Source organism: Zoogloea sp. GW822-FHT05C07, from assembly GCF_058800215.1.
On sequence record NZ_CM179510.1, the window covers coordinates 1,695,392 to 1,714,944 of the forward strand.

The following is a 19,553-nucleotide window of genomic DNA, read 5'->3' on the forward strand; positions in this document are numbered from 1 at the left end:
CTCGGCACACTGGGCCAGAACCCGGTTCAGGTCGCCACCAGCGACGGTGAACTCGAGGGACGAGGCCTCGGTACGGGGCCCCGGAGCACGGGAAGACGCAGCTCGCGGGCCTGCCGACGGAGACGGGGGAACCGGCGCTACAGCAGAAGCCGTCGAAGCCCGGGAACGGGGTGCAGGACTTCCGGCAGGTGCAGGCTTCTTGCCGAAAAACGGTAGCACCACTCCACTATCCTCCGCGGTCACTGGTTTTGACGATTAAAGAGGATACCACTCAACAAGGCACCCCTTCTCTGTTTTACATCCGGTTGTATTTCACGGACGAGATCACAAACAGCATAACCATCAGTAATGCACAGACCGGCCCGAAAGGCTGATCGAAGCCCAGGGAAGCCACGAAGGCGCAGGTGTAGCCGCCCATACCGATCAGCGCCGACCAGACCAGACCGGCCCGCCAGCTGCTGCCGAAGCGATAGGCGATCAGCGGCGGCACGAACACCAGCGCGAAGGCCGCCATCACGCCGAGGCTGACCGTGGCCAGGGCCACCGCCAGACCGGCGAGCAGGTCGAACAGCATCAGGCGCGGCCGCTCATCACGCCCCCGCGCCCGATAGAAGGCCGGAAAGAAACGCCCAAGCAGCAACGGCCGGGACAGCCAGGCCAATAGCGGCAACACGACCACACACACCAGCGCAGCGGCGGCCAGATGGCCTTCGCCGGTGAAGTACAGCTGGCCATCGAACAGTGCGTGGCCGGCCTGCTCGGCGAGCGGATGGTTGGCCACCAGCAGCACGCCGCCGGCCCACGCCAACAGCATCATCAGCGCATAGGCATTGGCGCCGGCGCGCGCCGCGAGCCCTTTCAGCAAGGCCGCCAGCAGCGCTGCCAGCACCCCGCCGGCCACCATCGGCCAGTCGAACACCATTGCCAGCAGTGCCCCGGCCGAAGCCATCTGCGCGAAGGCGAGTGCCGCCAGCCATTCGTTGCGCAGGCGCAGGTACATGCCGAGCAGTGGCAACAGCCCGGCCAGCAGCAGGCCGGTAATGAAGGGAACGCGGAACAGCGGATCGAACAACAGATCGAAACTCATGCGCCAATCTCCACGACACGCGTACACACCTCATCGATCAGCCCGTGGTCATGGGACACGATGACGATTCCTTGCCCCGCATGGGCATGCCCCAGCCAGTCGACCAGGTAGGCCACGCCGGCCCGGTCCAGGTTATTGGTCGGCTCGTCGAGCAGGATCAGGTCGGCCGGCGCCGTCAGGCAGGCCCACAGGCGCAGGAACTGCAGCTGGCCGCCGGACAGGCGATCGAGGCGCCGGTCCAGCCTTTCGGCGAGCCAGGACGGCAGGCCATCCGCGCTGGCGCCGGTGAGGCCCAGCAGCTCCCGTCCGGTCAGCGGCACGCCGCGCAGATCGTCGAAGCCCTGGGCCTGATGGGAGATCTGCAGGTCTGGCGCTTTCTCCACCTGGCCCTCGAAGACCTTCACGCCGCCCCACAGGGCTTTCAGCAACGTGGATTTGCCGGCCCCGTTGGGGCCGGCCAGGCCGAGGATCTCGCCCCGGTGCAATGCGAAACTCAGGGGGCCGGCCACCGGTGTGGCATAGCCCGCCACCAGTCCGCTCACCCGCAGCAGAAGATCGTCGGCCATTCCGCGATCCTTACTTCAGCCCGGCGAGCAGGCGCCGGATCGTGTCGTCGAAGAGCGCGAACAGGTCGCCGGCCTCGGCATCACCGCCCACCGTAAACGGCAGCACGACGACCGGCACATGCGCCCGCTCGCCGAGCCATTCCGATGCGGTGGGGCGGGAATAGGCGGGGCGCAGGATCAGGCGCGCCGGCGTTGCCTTCTGGCGCTCGAGGATGCCGGCCAGATGGGCGCTCGACGGCTCGACGCCGGGCTTCGGCTCCAGCGCGCCGAGTTCCTTCAGGCCCAGCCAGTCGGCCAGGTAGGGGAAGGAGCGGTGCTGGACCCACACCGGCACGCCGCGCAGCGGCGCGGCAGCCTGCTCCCAACGGAGCATCGCAGCCTTCCAGCGCTCGCTGAAGCGGGCCAGGCCAGCCTTGTAGGCGACCGCGTTGGCCGGATCCAGCTGGGTCAGCCGGGCAGTCAGCGCGTCGGCCACCTTCAGGAGATTGCGCGGATCGGTCTGGATGTGGGGGTTGCCGCCCGGATGAACGTCGCCGTCGGCCCGGTCGAGACGTGCCGGCACCTCCAGCAGGCGAACCGTCGAAGCCGCCTCCAGATAGCCCGGCTGCCCTGGCTGGATCGCCGCATTGCCGGCTTCCCGCAGGACCACTGGCAGCCAGCCGACCTCCAGGTCGGCGCCGGTGGCGATCACCAGCTGGGCACTGCGGGCGCGGGCGATCAGCGAGGGTTTGGCCTCGATGCGGTGCGGGTCCTGCAGCGCATTGGTGGCGGAGAACACATTCAGCTTGTCGCCCCCGATCTCCCGGGCCAGCGCGGCCCATTCGGGCACCGTGGCGAAGACGTTGAGGGCGGCCGACGCCGGCATCGCGGCAAAGGCCATCAGGACGACGGCCAGACGCAGAATTGCTTTCGAGAACATTCTTTGCACTCCTCAGAACGTGTGGGCGCCGTGGGCGCCGAGGCTCATGATGTACTGCAGCCAGACCTGGTTGTCGGTTTCCCCGTTGCGCGACTGGTCGCGCGCCACCTGCAGGCGCAGGCGCGAGAACTCCGACGGCGACCAATCCACCATCGCCGACTGGCGGCGCGGGTCGTAGCCGGCGAGGATCGGGAGATCCCCCGCGCTGAGCGTGCCCAGGTCCGTCGTGCCGCTGCGCAGCCAGTCGCCACGCACACCGACGCGCCATTGCGGCATGAACTGGTAGACCGCCTGCAGGTAGCCGCCGGACGGACGAAAACGGGCTGCCGACAGGGCTGCGGTGCCATCCGTGTCGTAGGTCAGCTCACCCGTTTCACGGCGCTGGAAGTATTCGCCCTGCAACTTGAGGTTGGTCACGCTGCTGTTGCCGTTGGGAGCCCACTTGTAGATGAAGTCGGCGATCCAGGTCTGGCTGCGCCCGGAGAAGACGTTGTTGACGCCGTTGTCCTCGAAGCTGCGCTCGCGCGGATTGCTATGCACATGGGACAGGCCGACACGCCACGCCGACGAATCACCGATATCCCCGCCGACATGGGCGAAGGCCGTCCACAAGCCGGCGCCGTTGGCCTTGCGCTCGGCACCGGGGAAGCGTTCGCCACTCGCCACTTCAGCACCGAACTCCATGAACAGTTCGGTCGGTGCGACCCAGCGCAGTTGCAGGCCGTCGTTCTGCAGGCGCGGCCCGAAGAAGGCCTTGTAGGCCAGCGGCGCATCGGTGAAATCCCACTCGTGGGGATGCTGCTGGTTGAGGTAGCCGACGCCGGACAAAAAGCGCCCGGCTTTCAGCTTGAAGCCGGACGGCATAGCCAGCGTCTCGACGTTGACCTCCTCCACCTCGACGGTGCCCTGGCCATTGTCTTCGGCCAACGAGAAGCGTGCATTGCCGCGGAACAGGTGGTCCACGTTGGCCGAGAAGGCCAGCTCGGACTCACCGAGGGAGAAGCCCTTGCGGGGTGGCCCGACCTCGCCGCCCGACGGCATGAAGCCGTCGATGCGATAGGAGGCGGGGTCGCGCTGCAGGCGCGTGAACTTGCTGTCGAGGATCAGCGAGATCGCCGGGTTGAAGGCGCTTTCCGCGGCGGGGCGACGCGCCACGCTGTCAACTGCGGCCTGGGCTTCGGCGGCCCGGCTCTCCACCTGCACCACGGAGCGGGCAGCGGCACTGGCCGTCGTGCCCGCTTCCGCCGCACTGGCGGCGGCCTGACTGGCCTGCTTCTCGGTTTCGGCCAGACGCTGCTCAAGCGCCTGGATACGTTGCTCATAGGATTGGCGCAGCTCGCGCAGTTGCTCGCGGAGTTGCTTCAGGTCGGTGTCAGTGGCGGCAGATGCTACGGCGGGAAAGGCCGCGGCCAGGGCGGCACACAGCACGCCCGGACGTACGAAAGTCATGGTCGGATCTCCTGGGATCGGTCCGTATAGGGGCGGGCCGGCGCAGCCACAACAGGCGCACCGGTCCAGATGTCGGAAAACGGATCAGACAGGAGAGGTGGGAGGACCGCGGCTATGGGGACGCGGCAGCCGCGCCACGCGACCGGCCACCGGGCTGTCCGCCGGCAGGGCCGGTGGCAACGTTTGAGGCGGCAGGGATGGCGGCGTGGACGGCAGGGCTGACGCCAGATCGGCGGCGGCCAGACACAACAGGCAGCGTTCGTGGCGCTCGGCGGCCGGCACACCGCCCTCGAAAGGCGCCGACGCGGCGATGGATTCGTCGCGGGCGAGGCCCGCCAGTTCGCCGACGTGGCTTACCGCGTGGGCCGCCGCGAACACCTGCGCGCACACCAGCAGCAGCGCCAGCACGCTGCGGAACAGGGCGGAAGGACGGGCGCCGATGCGCATCACGCAGCCGCCTTACCAGGCAGGCGAAAACGCTCGAAGGCCGCTTCGACGACGGCCTGATCGAGTTCGCGCACAATGAAGACCAGACGTGTGCGGCGGTCGTCGTCCGGCCAGTCCGGCAACGCCGTTTCGGGATAGCGCAGGTGATGCACACCCTGCACGACGCGCGGCGCGTGCTCGCCGCGCACATGGACGAGGCCCTTGATGCGCAGCAGCTGCGGACCATGGCGGGTCTGCAATGCATCGAGGGCAGCCGAAAAGTCGCCCCATGCGACCGGCACATCAAGGCTCACGACAAAGGCGCGCACGGCCTCGTCATGGCGGAGCGGATCAGCGCTACGCGGACGGACGGAGGTGTAGGAAAGACTCCGGCCGGCAGTGCGTACCGCCTCTTCGGCCAGCCAGCGGAGCACCGCGGGGGAGGCCTCGCCATCCCGCAGACCACAATCGATGATATCGGCTGGCTCGACGGCGCCGGACACCGCGCGGATCTGCTGCGCTCCGGGGTTGAGCACGGCCAGCCGTGCCGCCAGCGCCTCGATTGCCGAAGCCTCGGCCAGATCGCACTTGGAGATCACCAGACGATCCGCCAACACGACCTGCCTGGCGGCCTCTGGCCGCACGCCCAACTGGTCGAGCCCGAACTGAGCATCCACGACGGTGACGACACCATCCAGGCGATAGCGCTCGGCGATGAAGAAATCCCGCATCAGGGTGAAGATCACCGGTGCGGGGTCCGCCAATCCGGTGGTCTCGATGACGATGCGATCCAGCGCGGGCAACTGGCGACGCAGCCGGCGCATAAAAAGATCGCGCAGTGCGCGGGCCAGGTCGCCACGCACGGAACAACAGATGCAGCCCGACTCGAGCAGGACGAGGTTCTCGTCCAGGTGCTCGACGAGCAGATGATCGATCGGCTCCGCACCAAACTCGTTCATCAGCACCACGCTGCCGGCCATTTCGGGGCGGCGCAGCAATTGATTGAGCAAGGTCGTCTTCCCCGCTCCCAGGAAACCGGTGAGCAGGGTTACAGGAATGCGGTTCGCCGGAGCGCTCATGAAATCAGCTGCGGCCCCACCCGACGGCGGGGCCAGGGGACGGTTTATTCCCCGTAGAGCTTCTGGGTCCGCTCGCGACGCTCCTGCGCATCGATCGACAGGGTCGCCGTCGGACGGGCCAGCAGCCGGCCGATGCCGATCGGATCACCGGTTTCCTCGCACCAGCCGTAATCGCCTTCGGCGATGCGGCCGAGGGCCTCGTCGATCTTCTTCAGCAGCTTGCGCTCGCGATCACGCACGCGCAGTTCGAGTGCATGTTCTTCCTCGACCGTCGCACGGTCGGCCGGATCGGCCACCAGTTCGTTCTCACGCAGGTTGGCACCCGTGCTGGCCGCGTTCTCGAGAAGCCCATCACGCATCTTGGTGAGACGGTCCCGGAAAAACTCCAGCTGGGCCGGGTTCATGTAATCGTCTTCCGGCATGGCCAGAATTTCGGCCTCGGTAAGCAGCTTCTCATTGCTTGTCGTGGTTGCAACCATGTCTCATTCCTCCCATGAATCGACTGTCGGACCCGGGCGCCCAAGGCAATCCCGAATGTGGGCCCTTTTCGCGACTCTCGCAAGATACGCGGCCCATTTGCCACGATCCGCCCATCACGCGCAGAAACGCTGCGCATTAACCAATGCACGAAACGCACCAGTTTTATCAAGAGCGCGATTCTATGCACAGGATCACTGCAATTACAACGGCGCCCCGCCGATCACCGGCAAGTCTCCGCCTACATTCTGAAACACTGATTCGCCACAGCCGCTGCGTGGCAGCCCTTCCCTAAGGTAAAATGCTGCGATGCACGCATCGACCCCCCCCGCGCCGGTTGAGGGCAAGAGGCTCTTTTCGCTGCCGGTCCGGGTGTACTACGAAGACACCGACGCCGGCGGCGTCGTCTATTACGCCAATTACCTCAAGTTCTGCGAGCGCGCCCGCACGGAAGTCCTGCGGGCGGCGGGTTTCGAGCAAAACCGCTTGTCCGCCGAGCAGGATATCCTATTTGTGGTGCGCGCCGTACAGGCCGACTACCTGCGCGCCGCAGCCCTCGACGACCTGCTCGACGTGAATACAACCATCAGCAAGCTCGGCCATGCCAGTTTGAACTTCGCCCAGCAGATCCGCTGCGGAGGCACACTGATTTTCGCGGCAAACATCACGATCGCCTGCATCCGCGGCAGCACCAAACGCCCCACCCCGATTCCCCCCGCCGTACGCGCCCTGTTCGCCACCCTGGTTGAAACCGATGAACGTCACTGAAGACCTTTCCATCCTGTCCCTGATCGCCAACGCCAGCCTGCTCGTCAAGCTCGTCATGGCAATCCTCGGCACCGTGTCCTTCATGTCCTGGTACTGGATCTTTCGCAAGTGGTTCCAGATCGGTAACGCCAAGAAGAAGACCGACGTCTTCGAACGCGATTTCTGGAGCGGCGGCGACCTCAACGCGCTGTACCAGAGCGCAGCCACCAGCCGCCACGAAGCGGCCGGCATGGAGCGCATCTTCGAGGCCGGCTACCGGGAATTCGCCAAGCTGCGCGGCAAGAACCTCGACCACGGGGCGATCATGGACGGCGCCCGCCGGGCCATGCGCGCCACCTACCAGCGCGAGGTGGATGACCTCGAAGCCCACCTGGCCTTCCTCGCCTCGGTCGGCTCGGTGTCGCCCTACGTCGGCCTGTTCGGCACCGTGTGGGGGATCATGAACGCCTTCCGCGGCCTCTCCAACGTGGGCTCCGCCACCCTCGCCCACGTGGCGCCGGGCATCGCCGAGGCCCTCGTCGCCACGGCCATCGGCCTCTTCGCGGCAATCCCAGCCGTCGTGGCCTACAACCGCTTCGCCCACGATATCGACCGCATCGCGATCCGTTTCGAGAGCTTCACCGAGGAATTCCTGAACATCCTCCAGCGCCAACTACGCTGACCGGAGCCCCCCGCCATGCGTCAACGCCGCCTGATGAACCAGATCAACGTCGTGCCCTACATCGACGTGATGCTGGTGCTGCTCGTCATCTTCATGGTCACCGCACCGATGATCCAGTCCGGCTCGGTGAACCTGCCCAGCGTGGACAAGGTCCCCGCTCCACCCACCGATGCGATGATCGTCCAGGTCAAGCCGGATGGCGAACTGAGCCTGCGCACCTCCGGCAATGCACCGGAGAAGAGCTTCAGCCGCCAGGACCTGATCGCCGAAGTGCAGTCCGCCATATCCGCCAAACCCGACCAGCCGGTGGTCATCGCCGCGGACAAAAGCGTCAAGTACGAGCAGGTGATGAACACCCTCAACGACCTGCGTAACGCGGGCGTCAGCAAGGTCGGCCTGCAAACCCAGGTCGGCAAGCAATGAATCCTGCCCCACCCGCCAACGAACGGGGCAAATGGGCGTCGCTGCTGCTGGCCGCCGCGGTCCATATCGCTCTCGGCCTGTTCCTGTTCTATGGGGTCCGCTGGCAGAACCGCCTGCCAGAAACCGTCGAAGTGGACCTGGTCGGCGCGCCGCTGCCGGCGGCCGCTTCGCCCGCACCGCCGCCGCCACCACCTCCGCCCCCTGTGGAAGAAGAGGCGCCACGGCCCCGCCCCACCCCGCCTCCGCCGCGAGCGGTGGTCAAACCTGCGCCGGAGCCGGCCCACGAGCCGCCTCCGCGCAAGCAGCCGGATATCGCTATCAAGACGCCGGAGCACAAAAAGCCGCAACCGAAGCCCGAACCGAAGCCTGAGCCCAAGCCGGAACCCAAACCCGAGCCCAAAAAGAAGCCCGAGCCGAAACCCGAACCCAAGCCGGAGCCGAAGAAGAAACCCGAGCCGGAGCCGAAAAAGCCCGAGCCCAAGAAACCCGAGCCGGAGCCGAAAAAGCCCGAGCCCAAGAAACCCGAGCCGGAACCCAAGCCGAAGCCCGAAGCCAAGCCTGAGCCATCCAGGACGGACAAAACGGCCAAGCCGGTGGACAAGAACACCAAGACTGACAAGAACTCGAAGGCGGAAGCCGACCACAGCCGCGAGCTGGAAGACCGCCGCATGCGCGAGCTGATGGCCCGCGACAGCGAAAACGCCAACCAGAGCAAGCAGCTCCAGGAGGAACTTGCGCGGGTTGCCGGAGCCAAAGCCAGCGCGGCGCGCAGCAAGGCCATCGAGGCCTACATCGAGAAGATCCGCGCCAAGGTGAAGGGCAATATCGTGCTGCCGCCGGGCGTCAGCGGTGACCCACTCGCTGTTTTCGCCGTTGATCAGTTGCCCGACGGCTCGGTGATCGAGGTACGCCTGAAGCGCTCGACCGGCAATGCGCAACTCGACGGCGCCATCGAGCGGGCCATCCAGAAGTCCAGCCCGCTGCCCAAGCCGGACAAGCCCGAACTGTTCAACCGTACGCTGGAACTGAAGTTCTATCCGCTCCGCGACTAACCCACGAGCCATGCCCATGAATGAACGCATCCTGACCGTCCTGCGCAGCGCCGTCCCGGGCTGCGCGCTGGTCCTGGCCTCCACCGCAGCCCAGGCGCAACTGGCCATCGAGATCACCGGCGCCGGCGCCAACCGCATGCCGGTAGCCGTTGCCGCCTTCGAAGGCGAAAATGCGCTGCCCCGCGCCGTCACCGACGTCGTCCGTGCCGACCTGGAGCGCAGCGGCCTGTTCAAGATGGTCGAACTCGGCCCGTCCCCGATGGGCGCCAATGCTCCGGTAGATTACGGCAACATCCGCTCCCGCGGTGCCGACGCGGTTGCTGTTGGCACCGTCAGCCCGGGCGGCGGCGGCCGCTACCAGGTTCAGGTCCAGCTCCACGACAGCCAGAAGCAGGCCAGCCTCGGCGGCCAGGCCATGACGATGGCCCCCAACCAGTACCGGGCCACCGGCCACCGCATCGCCGACTTCATCTACGAGAAGCTGACCGGCGAACCCGGCGTGTTCTCCACCCGCATCGCCTACGTGCTGAAGGTCGGCCCGCGTTACGAGCTGCAGATCGCCGATGCCGACGGCAGCAATGCCCAGACCGCCCTCGCCTCGAAAGAGCCGATCATCTCCCCGGCCTGGTCGCCGGACGGCACCCGTCTGGCCTACGTGTCCTTCGAGTCCAAGAAACCGGTGGTTTACGTGCATTCCCTGGCCACCGGTCAGCGCAACGTGGCGGCCAACTTCAAGGGCTCCAACTCGGCCCCCGCCTGGGCGCCGGACGGCCGCCGCCTGGCCGTGGTGCTGACCAAGGACGGCCAGTCCCAGCTCTACAGCGTGAACGCCGACGGTTCCGGCGTGCAGCGCCTGGCCTCGTCGGCCGGCATCGACACCGAACCGTCCTGGTCCATCGACGGCATGATCTACTTCACCTCCGACCGTGGCGGCAGCCCGCAGATCTACCGCGTGTCGGCCGGCGGCGGCACTGCCGAGCGCGTCACCTTCGAGGGTAGCTACAACGTCAGCCCGCGTCCGTCGCCGGACGGCAAGAGCCTGGTGTACGTGTCCCGCAACGGCGGGCGCTTCCAGATCACCATGCTCGACCTGGCCTCCCGCCAGACCCAGATTCTCACCGACACCTCCAAGGACGAATCGCCGAGCTTCGCCCCCAACGGCCGCATGATCCTCTACGCCACCGAAACCGGCGGCCGCGGCGTACTGGCGGCGGTATCTGCGGACGGTCGTGTGAAACAACGACTGTCGGTACAATCCGGCGACGTGCGCGAACCCGCCTGGGGTCCGCAGCCGCGCAACTGACAACACCAACGCCCCCTAACCCGCCCGACTGCCCACGGAGCCCACCATGAAGTTCGCCCGCCTCACGCTGTCCCTGATCGCCGTCGGCCTGCTGGCCGCCTGCTCGTCCGCCCCCAAGACCGACGCCGACCAGGCCGGGGCGGCCGTCGAGGAGCGCTCCAGCGGCGCATCCACTGCCGGCATCGACAACAGCCGCGTCGTGCCGGTGGATGCGGGCAGCGCCAGCGGCACCGGCATCGCCGCGCTGAAGGATCCGAAGAGCATCCTGTCCAAGCGCAGCGTGCTGTTCGACTACGACAGCTACGTGATCAAGAGCGAATACCAGGCGCTGATCGAGGCCCACGCCAAGTTCCTGCTCGCCAACCCGAAGATGAAAATGCTGATCCAGGGCAACACCGACGAACGAGGCAGCCGCGAATACAACTTGGCCCTCGGCCAGAAGCGCTCCGACGCGGTGAAAAAGGCGCTGACGCTACTCGGCGTGTCCGAAGCCCAGCTCGAATCGGTCAGCCTCGGCGAGGAAAAGCCCAGCTGCGGTGAAGCCACCGAATCCTGCTGGGCCGCCAACCGCCGTGGCGACATGCTCTACTCGGGTGAATTCTGATGGTCCGCCGTCTCCTGCCGCTACTGCTGGTCGGGCTGTTCAGCGCCCACGCCCATGCCGGCCTGTTCGACGATGACGAAGCGCGGGCGCGCATCATCAAGATGCGCGACGACTTCAACACCCGCATCACCAAGCTCGAAGACGCGAACAACCGGGCCCAGCTCGACTTCGCCAACCAGATCGAGCAACTGAAGACCGAGATCGCCCGCCTGCGCGGCGAGAACGAAGTGCTGACCAATGATCTGGCCAACGCCAACAAGCGCCAAAAGGACTTCTACGTCGACCTCGACAACCGCCTGCGCAAGCTCGAAACAACACCGGGCGCCACCGACGGGGCCCAGCAGGCCACGCCGCAGCCGGCTGCAGCCGTCGACCCCGCAGCGGAAACCCGCGACTACGAAGCTGCGCTGAACCTGCTGCGTGGCGGCAAGTACAAGGACGCCGCCGGAGGCTTCAACGCCTTCATCAAGAACTACCCGAACAGCAGCTTCCAGCCGAACGCCCATTTCTGGGCCGCCAGCGCGCAGTACCAGGCCAAGGACAATGCCGGTGCCGCCGAGCACTATGCCAAGGTCGCCAACCAGTGGCCGGACGACACCCGCGCGCCCGACGCCCTGCTTGGCCTGGCCAACGCCCAGCAGGCGCTCAATGACGCCAAGGGCGCCACCAAGAGCCTGGAACGCTTGCTCGCCAAGTACCCCAGCAGCTCGGCAGCACAGATTGCCCGCCAGCGCCTCAAGAAGTAATTCCACCAGAAGCAACCCACCACCCCGCATCGTGCGGGGCGGCATTATTTTTTCCAGCACCATGTCTTCATCCGGCCGCCCCCTCACGCTGCGTATCACCGAGATCTTCCATTCGCTGCAGGGGGAAACCTCTCGGAGCGGACTGCCCACAGTTTTCGTCCGCCTCACCGGCTGCCCGCTGCGCTGCAGCTGGTGCGACACCGAATACTCGTTCACCGGCGGCACCACCCGCACGCTCGACGACGTCCTCGCCGAAATCGCCAGCTACGGTTGTCAGACGGTCTGCGTGACCGGCGGCGAGCCGCTCGCCCAAAAAGCCTGCCTGAACCTGCTCGGCGCCCTGTGCAACGCGGGCTACTCCGTTTCGCTGGAGACCAGCGGCGCCCTCGACATCAGCGGCGTCGACCGGCGCGTGTCGCGCATCGTCGACCTCAAGGCCCCCGGCTCCGGCGAATCGGAACGCAACCTGCTCAGCAACATTCCGCTGCTGACCCTCCACGACGAACTCAAGCTGGTGCTGGCCGGCGAAGCCGACTACGAATGGGCCAAGGCCCGGATCGCCGAATACGGCCTGACCGAACGCTGCCCGGTCCTTCTCGCCCCGGTACAGGGCCTGCTGAAACCGGCCGACCTCGCCGCCTGGATCCTGCGCGACCGCCTGCCGGTTCGCATGCAGGTGCAACTGCACAAGATCATCTGGGGCAACGAACCGGGCCGCTGAGCCGCCACCGTCACGGTTTTGCCCCGCCGACCACCGGTCGGCGTTACCATTTTCCGACTTGCCCGGAGACTCCATGAACACCCCACGTCCTCGCGCCGTCGTACTGTTGTCCGGCGGCCTCGATTCCGCCACCTGCCTCGCCATTGCCAATGCTGAAGGATTCGACGCCTACGCGCTATCCGTCGAATACGGCCAGCGCCACGCCGCAGAACTGGCCGCCGCCCAGCGCGTCGCCAAGGCACTGGGCGCCGTCGCCCACCGGGTCGCCCACGTGGACCTCGGCCAGTTCGGCGGCTCCGCCCTCACCGACCCGGCCCTCGCGGTGCCCACCGACGGCGTCGATGGCGGCATCCCGATCACCTACGTGCCTGCCCGCAACACCATCATGCTGTCCATCGCCATGGCCTGGGCAGAAGTCCTCGGCGCGCAGGACATCTACGTGGGAGTAAACGCCGTCGACTACTCCGGCTACCCGGACTGCCGGCCGGCCTTCATTGAGGCCTTCGAAAAAATGGCCAATCTGGCCACCAAGGCTGGCGTCGAAGGCCAACGGTTGCACATCCACGCGCCGCTGATCGACCTTTCCAAGGCCGACATCGTGCAGCGCGGCACCGCGCTGGGCGTCGATTACGGTCTCACGGTGTCCTGCTACCAGGCTGACGATGACGGTCGCGCCTGTGGCTTGTGCGACGCCTGCCGGCTGCGCCGGGCGGGCTTCGAGGCCGCCGGTCTAGCCGATCCGACCCCCTACCGCCAAGCCTTCGGGCGGGCGTAGCAGGCACACAAGCCCCCACTCCCTGCCTCTCACGCCCATTACACTCGCAGGACACGCCCCAGCAAGACCCACAGTCACAAACCGGTTGACAAGGCTGAGTTCGGCGCTATAATGCGCATCTCTTCCGGGGTCGGTAGCTCAGTCGGTAGAGCAGCGGACTTTTAATCCGTTGGTCGCGAGTTCGAATCTCGCCCGACCCACCAGAGAAGGTGGGAGCATGAAAATCACCGGCTCCGAAGCAAGATTGGGTTGTTAGCTCAGTTGGTAGAGCAGCGGACTCTTAATCCGTAGGTCGAGTGTTCGAGCCACTCACAACCCACCAGATTCAGACAAAAGGCCAATCCTTCGGGGTTGGCCTTTTGCTTTTCCGTCCACAGGACCAAGCCCGCGCCCCCCCAACCCCGCTCTTCTATACGCGACGTGTCATCGGCTTCAGCAGCCCCACCGCACAAAGCCCCAGAAGAAACATCGCACCACGCTCAATAGAAAAATGTTGCACTGCACAACACTATTGGCTATGATTCAAGCGTCTCCTCCACCCCTCCTCCATTGGTGTGGATTTCAACCCGAGCGGCCAGCGCCTCTCGGGTTTTCTTTTTGTGCCGCCCCTCGGCAACCGCGCTCCAGAACACGCCAGGCAGCACGACCACCCGCCAGATAAAGACAGAAAAACAAAACATAACAATGACTTATTTTTCTCTCTGCAACTGGAAGAGAGGACAAAAACTTGCCATGCGCCTTCCCTCGGGACTATCATATTGGGAGGTTTTGAAGATTCGGTGAGTTGCCCTTCCCGCTCATTACCTAAGTCAGCGGGCTCTTGATTCATGGGTCGAGCGTTCTGGTCGTTCGACGACCATCCAGAATTTCAAAGACTTGGGCCACCCAGAGCGGTGGCCCAATGTTTTTAGGCTCCGCCAGTTCCCTGCCGATCCGGCGTCATGTTTGCCGATGGAGTGGACTGACTGCAACGCACTCTTCATCTTCGCCTGCAACGCTACGCGCAGGCACCCTATTCGCCGGCCCGCCAATCTCCGCGCCGACATTCGATAGCCACCGCCCTTCCAGGCCCTGGCACAATCTGGCCCACCAAGGCGGTGGCGGGCCACAGCCGACGCGCCCCGTCCCGGGATGCCGCACGGCCACCATATGGAGCATGTACATGGCCAAAGAAGAACTTATCGAAATGCACGGCAAGGTTACCGAAGTTCTCCCCGACGGGCGTTATCGCGTCACCCTCGATAATGAGCACAACCTGATCGCCTACGCGGGCGGCAAACTGAAAAAGAACCACATCCGCATCATCGCCGGTGACGAAGTCACCCTCGAAATGTCCCCCTACGATCTGAGCAAGGGTCGCATCACCTTCCGCCACCTGCCGCCCAAGACCGGCAACATGGCACCGCCGCCGGCCCGCCGCTACTGAGCACTGATTCAAAAAGAGAAGGCCCCTGCCGGATTGCAGGGGCCTTCTCTTTTGTACCTGCCGGAAAACGATCAACAGGCTATTTCTTGACGCTGCTGATCACCAGGACCGGCGCTGCCCTGTCTGTCGCGGAACCTGCAGCCCAGTACTGCTTCCCGTTCGTCAGCCAGAATTGGCAGCGGTTGTAGTCGCCTACCAGCGAACCAAAGGCAAAATGGAAATCGATGCACAATTTCCCGTCATCCCCCAGTTTCCAGCTGCCTCGACCAGGTGCCGTCGCCTTGAAGCCACGAACCTGGCCGCGGACATTTCCTTCAGGCATCGGATTCAGGTTGAATTCGGCTCCCGAGTTACCGGTAAAAGTGATCCAGGAGCCGATCAGTTGCGACTCGACGTCCGATTTGGACAAGACGCTTGCGCCACCATCCAGAACATCTCCGACATTGACCGACACGTCGGCCTGACAGATAACGGCCACAAGCAACGAAGACAACAGCAAGGCTTGCTTCGGCATGACACCCTCCTCTGCGTGGACAAAGGCGATGCCGCTTGGACCAGCCCCTTTTCGACAAATTCTCCGAAGCTCGGTGCCTGCGCCTTACTTCTCCACGAAGGCGTGCTCGATCACGTAGTCACCAGGCTCGCCGATCCGCTTCGACATCTTGAAACCCCGCTTGTCGAGCAGATCGCGAGAATCCTTCAGCATTGCAGCGCTGCCGCAGATCATGACCCGATCCACGGCCGGATCCAGCGGCGGCAGACCGATGTCCTCGAAGATCTTGCCGCTTTCGATCAGGTCGGTCAGCCGCCCCTGGTTACGGAAAGGCTCCCGCGTCACGGTCGGGTAGTAGATGAGCTTGTCCCGCACGGCCTCGCCGAGGAACTCGTGGTGCGGCAATTCGTTGGTGATGTAGTGCTCGTAGGCAACCTCACTGACGGTGCGCACGCCGTGGATCAGGATGACCTTCTCGAAGCGGTCATACACATCCAGATCGCGGATCACGCTCATGAACGGCGCCAGCCCGGTGCCCGTGGAAAACAGGTACAGATGCTTGCCCGGCAGCAGATCGTGCAGCACCAGGGTGCCGGTGGGCTTGCGCGACACCAGCAGATCATCCCCCGGCTTCAGGTGCTGCAGACGAGACGTCAGAGGGCCATTGGGCACCTTGATGCTGAAGAACTCCAGGGTTTCCTCATAGTTGGCGCTGGCGATCGAGTACGCGCGGGTCAGCGGACGACCGTCCACCTCCAGGCCGATCATCACGAACTGACCATTCTCGAAACGGATCGCCCGATCGCGCGTCGTGGTGAAGGAAAACAGGGTGTCGTTCCAGTGATGAACGGACAGGACTTTTTCGGTGATGTAAGCGGCCATGGTGTCGCAAAAAAGAACGAAGGGACAAGCGTCGAATTCTATCGCGGGACACCCATGGCCACACCGTCCGTGCCTCCGACTCCCCAGTCAAACGTGAAAAATCTTTCGCAAAGTGTTTCCTGCAGCGCAAAACGGGCAGAAGGCCGACTTTCGTCACGGACGAAAAGGCAATCCATGCGTATAAAGCAGTCATTCTGCTAGGCAGTATTAGCCTTTTTACAAACAATCTCGCTGACGCGAAGACCGACCACAGGCCTCCACGCTCATGAACAAGACTCTCTCTGCAGCAAGCAAGCTTCTCCTCGCCGGCGGGCTTCTGTCGGTTTCCGCCCATGCCAGCGCCGCAGCCCTGATGTCCTGCAAGGATAGCGACGTCAAGATCACCAGCGTCAGCCAGTATTCCGACACTTCGGGCAGTGCCACGCTGCAAACCATCTACTCCGGCAGCGTGGGCGCGGCCAACTGTGCCGGCGCCTTCTCCGGCAACGACGCCTTCTACCCCACGACCAACCTCGGTTACGCAGGTGACGGCGTCCTCAACGGCGGCCTGCAGAACCAGAGCGGCAGCACGCTCTTCCCGGGTGGCGCCTTCATCACCCCCCAATCCCCGCTGCAGGATCTGGACAAGAATGGCCAGGTCAATGACCCGGGCTGGATCATGCTTGGCAAGTTCGAGCAGACGAACGGCAATTGGGGCTTCACCGCCAATAGCGTCGGCGGCTACACCGACATCGTGCTGAGTTCCTTCTTCACGGCCACCATCACCGGTGCCGGCAAGGGAACCTGGGCCTTCACGCCTGACGCCACAGTGGCGCAGCGCACCAGCACCATCCTCGGCCGCAACTACTTCGACCAGTTCGCGCTGGTGTTCAAGGCCGGCGATGCCTTCTCGGTTTACGACTTCACGCCCGAACAGTTCGGCATGTCCGCACCCGAAGTGGACGATCCTGTCATGAACTGGTCCGGCACCTATGACGTAAGCGGCACGCTGCGTACCGGCGGCAAGGATGGCCTCAAGAATCCGGCTGGCCTGTCGCACATCAGCCTGTGGGTCCGCGATCCGGCCGCCACGCCGCTGACCACCACGCCGCCCACCAATAATGTGCCGGAACCGGGCACCCTGGCTCTGGCCGGCCTGTCCGCCGCCGCGCTGCTGCGCACGCGCCGCAAAGCTGTCTGAACGCCCGCCCCGTAACAGGGCACAAAAAAACCGGCACCGCCTCAGGGCGCTGCCGGTTTTTTTATGGACCGCCATTCCACAAGGAGAGGCGGCCTCAGCGAAGAAAGCGGGCCTTACGCCTCTTCGTCCATCGCCGCCGAGGTATACACGGCCTGCACGTCGTCGAGGGACTCCAGCGCATCGAGCAGCTTCTGCATGCGCACGGTGTCGTCGCCGGCCAGCTCGGTCTCGTTGAGGGGCTTCATCGTCACTTCACCGAACTCGGCGGCGAAACCGGCCTTCTCGAGAGCCTCCTTCACTTCGCCGAACTGGTAGGGATCGGTCAGCACTTCGATGGAGCCGTCGTCGTTGGTCGCCACGTCGTCGGCGCCAGCTTCCAGCGCGGCTTCCATCAGCGCATCTTCCGACGTGCCCGGCGCGAACAGCAGCTGACCACAGTGCTTGAACTGGAAGGACACGCAGCCGTCGGTGCCCATGTTGCCGCCATACTTGTTGAAGGCGTGGCGCACGTCGGCCACGGTACGGGTCTTGTTGTCGGTCAGGCAATCGACCATCACCGCGGCGCCGCCGATGCCATAGCCTTCGTAGCGGGCCTCCTCGTAGGTGACGCCCTCCAGCTCGCCGGTGCCCTTCTTGACCGCCCGGTCGATGTTGTCGGCGGGCATGTTCACCGCCTTGGCCTTGTCCACCGCCAGGCGCAGGCGCGGATTGAAACTGGCATCGCCTCCACCCATGCGGGCCGCGACGGTGATTTCCTTAGCCAGCCGCGAGAAGACGCGACCGCGCTTTTCGTCCTGCCGGCCCTTGCGATGCTGGATATTGGCCCACTTGGAATGACCCGCCATGATGCGCTAAACCTATAAATCGAAAGCTTTAAAGTATAGCGCACGGGCAGGCGGGCTGCCCATGCGCGCGCTATCGATCAGGGGCAGGTCTGCGTGGTCGGCCGCTTCGACTTCGTCACCGCCGTGTTCTTGGCCAACGAGAAGTACGGATCACAGGCGGGCGCCGGCGTGCCGGTTCGTGCCTCGACGGCACCGGACGAGGCAATCTCGCCTCCACCAAGCTCAGCACTGATCCGGTAGCGATAGGCGCTGTCCGGGCTCAGGGCGCCATCCACGAAGCTCGTTCGGGATGCGGGGAGCGTCACCACCTCGGCCTCGGCCGCCCCCGCCGTCGCACGCGCCACACGGTAGGCCGTGGCGCCCTGCACCGGCGTCCACACCAAGGCCACCTGACTGGCACTACGATCCACGACCTGCAGCGCCGGCGCACTGGCGGCGGGGGTTACGGCCTCCACGGGCACCACACGGGCGGCCAGCTTCTCGGCCATCCGCCACACTGCAGCGATCTGCGCGCCGCCTTTCTGGGCATAGCGACCGGCGCTGCTGTCGTACAGGAAATCGTTGTAACCCCACCAGTCCCAGCAGCCCATCGGATTGACCGGCGCCATCGGCGCACCGACCGTGGCACGCGCCTGCGGATACAGCACGACGATGCGATTCTTGTCCGCCCATTCGTTGAACCCGGCCCCGAGAGCGAACTGCGTGCCAATCGATCCCGCGTCCTGCATGCAGCCATGAAAAGCGATGTGCAAGCGACAGGGCTCGCCGGCCTTGCAGGCCTGCGGCACATAAACGTAGCCGGTGTCCCCCAGTGCCAAGCGGATCGGCATCACCGGTGCCCCCTGGCGATCCCGCGCATACGGAGTCTGCTCAAAGGCCTCGAGGCTGCTGCCCAGCTGGGCCGTCACCGTACGCTGCAGCGGACCGTAGAAGAGCTGCAGCGCCGCGCCGGCGGCGTCGTAGAGCCCGCTGTCCGCGGGTTTGTCGGCACAGGCGTTGATGAACTTGCCACCGGTCTGCGCGCAGGGATTGCAGCTTCCGCTGGTCGCATCGGTACAGGCGGCGGAGATCTGCGCATGGCCCGCTTTGAGATCGTCCTTGTAGAAGACCTGACCGGCCGGCGTGAAACCGCCGTACCAGTCACGCAGCGCGTCGTTGGCCGGTTTCTTGACGATACCGTCGTTGTAGCCGTGGAACAGCCACACGGTCTGCGCCGCCAGGCCATCCACCGGATCGATCAGCCCGCGGGCCGACCAGGCACGGGCCGATGCCTGCATCTGCCCCAGCGTGTCGGCAGTAATTGGCGTCACACCATAGTCCGGATCGCCCTGCATGCAGCGCCGGATCGCCCGGCTCACGCCGGCGCCGCCCAGCGCATCCTGCAGCGCACAGAAGTACGGGCCCCCGGCAGTCGCCGCTACACCTTTCACGGCGGCGGAATGGGCAACCCCCATCTGTACCGCCATGAAAGCCCCGGACGAAATCCCGGACACCGTGGTCTGCTTGAGATCGATGTTCAATTCGGGCAGGTCTGCGGCCTGCAAGGCCGGGGCAATCCCCAGCAGGACGACCAGACGAAGTGCCGCCGGGCGCGACAACAGGAAAACGAAATTCATGGACAGCTCCTGATCATGACGAGTGAGATCTGTTCAGACTAGACGCCCGTGCTGC

22 protein-coding genes and 2 tRNA genes are annotated in these 19,553 nt (G+C 65.0%); 13 read left to right on the plus strand and 11 right to left on the minus strand.

The window, feature by feature from the left end:
• Positions 1–295 precede the first annotated feature (295 nt).
• From AC3QL2_RS08055 to dksA, 7 genes are all read right to left on the minus strand, one after another.
• Positions 296–1,087 (minus strand): metal ABC transporter permease, encoded by a 792-nt coding sequence (locus AC3QL2_RS08055; RefSeq protein WP_493234728.1) that lies wholly within the window; start codon positions 1,085–1,087, stop codon positions 296–298.
• Positions 1,084–1,653 (minus strand): ATP-binding cassette domain-containing protein, encoded by a 570-nt coding sequence (locus AC3QL2_RS08060; RefSeq protein WP_493234727.1) that lies wholly within the window; start codon positions 1,651–1,653, stop codon positions 1,084–1,086. Before AC3QL2_RS08060 ends, AC3QL2_RS08055 begins: the two co-directional genes overlap by 4 nt.
• A 10-nt stretch (positions 1,654–1,663) precedes the next feature.
• The gene (locus AC3QL2_RS08065) at positions 1,664–2,572 is read right to left on the minus strand and encodes a metal ABC transporter substrate-binding protein (protein WP_493234726.1); all 909 of its coding nucleotides are present in this window, start codon (positions 2,570–2,572) and stop codon (positions 1,664–1,666) included.
• Between the two features lie 12 nt (positions 2,573–2,584).
• A complete protein-coding gene (locus AC3QL2_RS08070) occupies positions 2,585–4,021 on the minus strand; it encodes a hypothetical protein (RefSeq protein WP_493234725.1) in 1,437 nt (478 codons plus the stop codon).
• 84 nt (positions 4,022–4,105) lie between these two features.
• The gene (locus AC3QL2_RS08075; RefSeq protein WP_493234724.1) at positions 4,106–4,468 is read right to left on the minus strand and encodes a hypothetical protein; all 363 of its coding nucleotides are present in this window, start codon (positions 4,466–4,468) and stop codon (positions 4,106–4,108) included.
• The gene (locus AC3QL2_RS08080) at positions 4,468–5,526 is read right to left on the minus strand and encodes a CobW family GTP-binding protein (RefSeq protein WP_493234723.1); all 1,059 of its coding nucleotides are present in this window, start codon (positions 5,524–5,526) and stop codon (positions 4,468–4,470) included. Before AC3QL2_RS08080 ends, AC3QL2_RS08075 begins: the two co-directional genes overlap by 1 nt.
• Positions 5,527–5,570: 44 nt before the next feature.
• A complete protein-coding gene (gene dksA / locus AC3QL2_RS08085; protein ID WP_481115969.1) occupies positions 5,571–6,005 on the minus strand; it encodes an RNA polymerase-binding protein DksA in 435 nt (144 codons plus the stop codon).
• A gap of 307 nt (positions 6,006–6,312) precedes the next feature.
• Here dksA and ybgC point away from each other — a divergent pair, with 307 nt between their 5' ends.
• The 12 genes from ybgC to infA all read left to right on the plus strand — a co-directional run bounded on the left by ybgC (position 6,313) and on the right by infA (position 14,482).
• Complete coding sequence (gene ybgC / locus AC3QL2_RS08090; RefSeq protein WP_493234722.1) at positions 6,313–6,771, plus strand: tol-pal system-associated acyl-CoA thioesterase; 459 nt, start codon at positions 6,313–6,315, stop codon at positions 6,769–6,771.
• The gene (gene tolQ / locus AC3QL2_RS08095; RefSeq protein WP_481119819.1) at positions 6,758–7,432 is read left to right on the plus strand and encodes a protein TolQ; all 675 of its coding nucleotides are present in this window, start codon (positions 6,758–6,760) and stop codon (positions 7,430–7,432) included. Before ybgC ends, tolQ begins: the two co-directional genes overlap by 14 nt.
• A gap of 15 nt (positions 7,433–7,447) precedes the next feature.
• Positions 7,448–7,855, plus strand: coding sequence for a protein TolR (tolR, locus tag AC3QL2_RS08100; protein ID WP_493234721.1), 408 nt, complete (start codon positions 7,448–7,450; stop codon positions 7,853–7,855).
• On the plus strand, positions 7,852–8,907 hold the full coding sequence (gene tolA, locus AC3QL2_RS08105) for a cell envelope integrity protein TolA (RefSeq protein WP_493234720.1): 1,056 nt from the start codon (positions 7,852–7,854) through the stop codon (positions 8,905–8,907). Before tolR ends, tolA begins: the two co-directional genes overlap by 4 nt.
• A gap of 16 nt (positions 8,908–8,923) precedes the next feature.
• Entirely contained in the window at positions 8,924–10,210 is a 1,287-nt protein-coding gene (gene tolB, locus AC3QL2_RS08110) for a Tol-Pal system beta propeller repeat protein TolB (protein WP_493234719.1), read from the plus strand.
• A gap of 46 nt (positions 10,211–10,256) precedes the next feature.
• Entirely contained in the window at positions 10,257–10,814 is a 558-nt protein-coding gene (gene pal, locus AC3QL2_RS08115; protein WP_493234718.1) for a peptidoglycan-associated lipoprotein Pal, read from the plus strand.
• A complete protein-coding gene (ybgF, locus tag AC3QL2_RS08120) occupies positions 10,814–11,560 on the plus strand; it encodes a tol-pal system protein YbgF (RefSeq protein ID WP_493234717.1) in 747 nt (248 codons plus the stop codon). The genes pal and ybgF overlap by 1 nt, the downstream gene beginning before the upstream one ends.
• Before the next feature lie 61 nt (positions 11,561–11,621).
• Positions 11,622–12,281, plus strand: a complete 660-nt coding sequence (gene queE, locus AC3QL2_RS08125) for a 7-carboxy-7-deazaguanine synthase QueE (RefSeq protein ID WP_493234715.1) — start codon at positions 11,622–11,624, stop codon at positions 12,279–12,281.
• 73 nt (positions 12,282–12,354) lie between these two features.
• Positions 12,355–13,056 (plus strand): 7-cyano-7-deazaguanine synthase QueC, encoded by a 702-nt coding sequence (gene queC / locus AC3QL2_RS08130; protein WP_493234713.1) that lies wholly within the window; start codon positions 12,355–12,357, stop codon positions 13,054–13,056.
• A 127-nt stretch (positions 13,057–13,183) separates the two neighbouring features.
• Positions 13,184–13,259, plus strand: a tRNA-Lys gene (locus AC3QL2_RS08135).
• 43 nt (positions 13,260–13,302) lie between these two features.
• Positions 13,303–13,378, plus strand: a tRNA-Lys gene (locus AC3QL2_RS08140).
• Positions 13,379–14,218: 840 nt separating this feature from the next.
• Positions 14,219–14,482 carry a translation initiation factor IF-1 gene (gene infA / locus AC3QL2_RS08145; protein WP_079435438.1) on the plus strand — a complete coding sequence of 88 codons (264 nt, stop codon included), beginning with the start codon at positions 14,219–14,221 and terminating at the stop codon, positions 14,480–14,482.
• A 79-nt stretch (positions 14,483–14,561) separates the two neighbouring features.
• On the opposite strand, the gene AC3QL2_RS08150 is transcribed toward infA, so the two are convergent.
• Complete coding sequence (locus AC3QL2_RS08150) at positions 14,562–14,996, minus strand: hypothetical protein (RefSeq protein ID WP_493234711.1); 435 nt, start codon at positions 14,994–14,996, stop codon at positions 14,562–14,564.
• Between the two features lie 84 nt (positions 14,997–15,080).
• Positions 15,081–15,857, minus strand: coding sequence for a ferredoxin--NADP reductase (locus tag AC3QL2_RS08155; protein WP_493234710.1), 777 nt, complete (start codon positions 15,855–15,857; stop codon positions 15,081–15,083).
• Positions 15,858–16,122: 265 nt separating this feature from the next.
• Here AC3QL2_RS08155 and AC3QL2_RS08160 point away from each other — a divergent pair, with 265 nt between their 5' ends.
• Entirely contained in the window at positions 16,123–17,037 is a 915-nt protein-coding gene (locus AC3QL2_RS08160) for a PEP-CTERM sorting domain-containing protein (protein WP_493234708.1), read from the plus strand.
• 113 nt (positions 17,038–17,150) lie between these two features.
• On the opposite strand, the gene AC3QL2_RS08165 is transcribed toward AC3QL2_RS08160, so the two are convergent.
• Together AC3QL2_RS08165 and AC3QL2_RS08170 are read right to left on the minus strand one after the other, a co-directional pair.
• On the minus strand, positions 17,151–17,882 hold the full coding sequence (locus AC3QL2_RS08165; RefSeq protein ID WP_493234706.1) for a YebC/PmpR family DNA-binding transcriptional regulator: 732 nt from the start codon (positions 17,880–17,882) through the stop codon (positions 17,151–17,153).
• A gap of 77 nt (positions 17,883–17,959) precedes the next feature.
• Positions 17,960–19,498 carry an extracellular catalytic domain type 2 short-chain-length polyhydroxyalkanoate depolymerase gene (locus AC3QL2_RS08170; protein ID WP_493234705.1) on the minus strand — a complete coding sequence of 513 codons (1,539 nt, stop codon included), beginning with the start codon at positions 19,496–19,498 and terminating at the stop codon, positions 17,960–17,962.
• Positions 19,499–19,553: the final 55 nt, after the last annotated feature.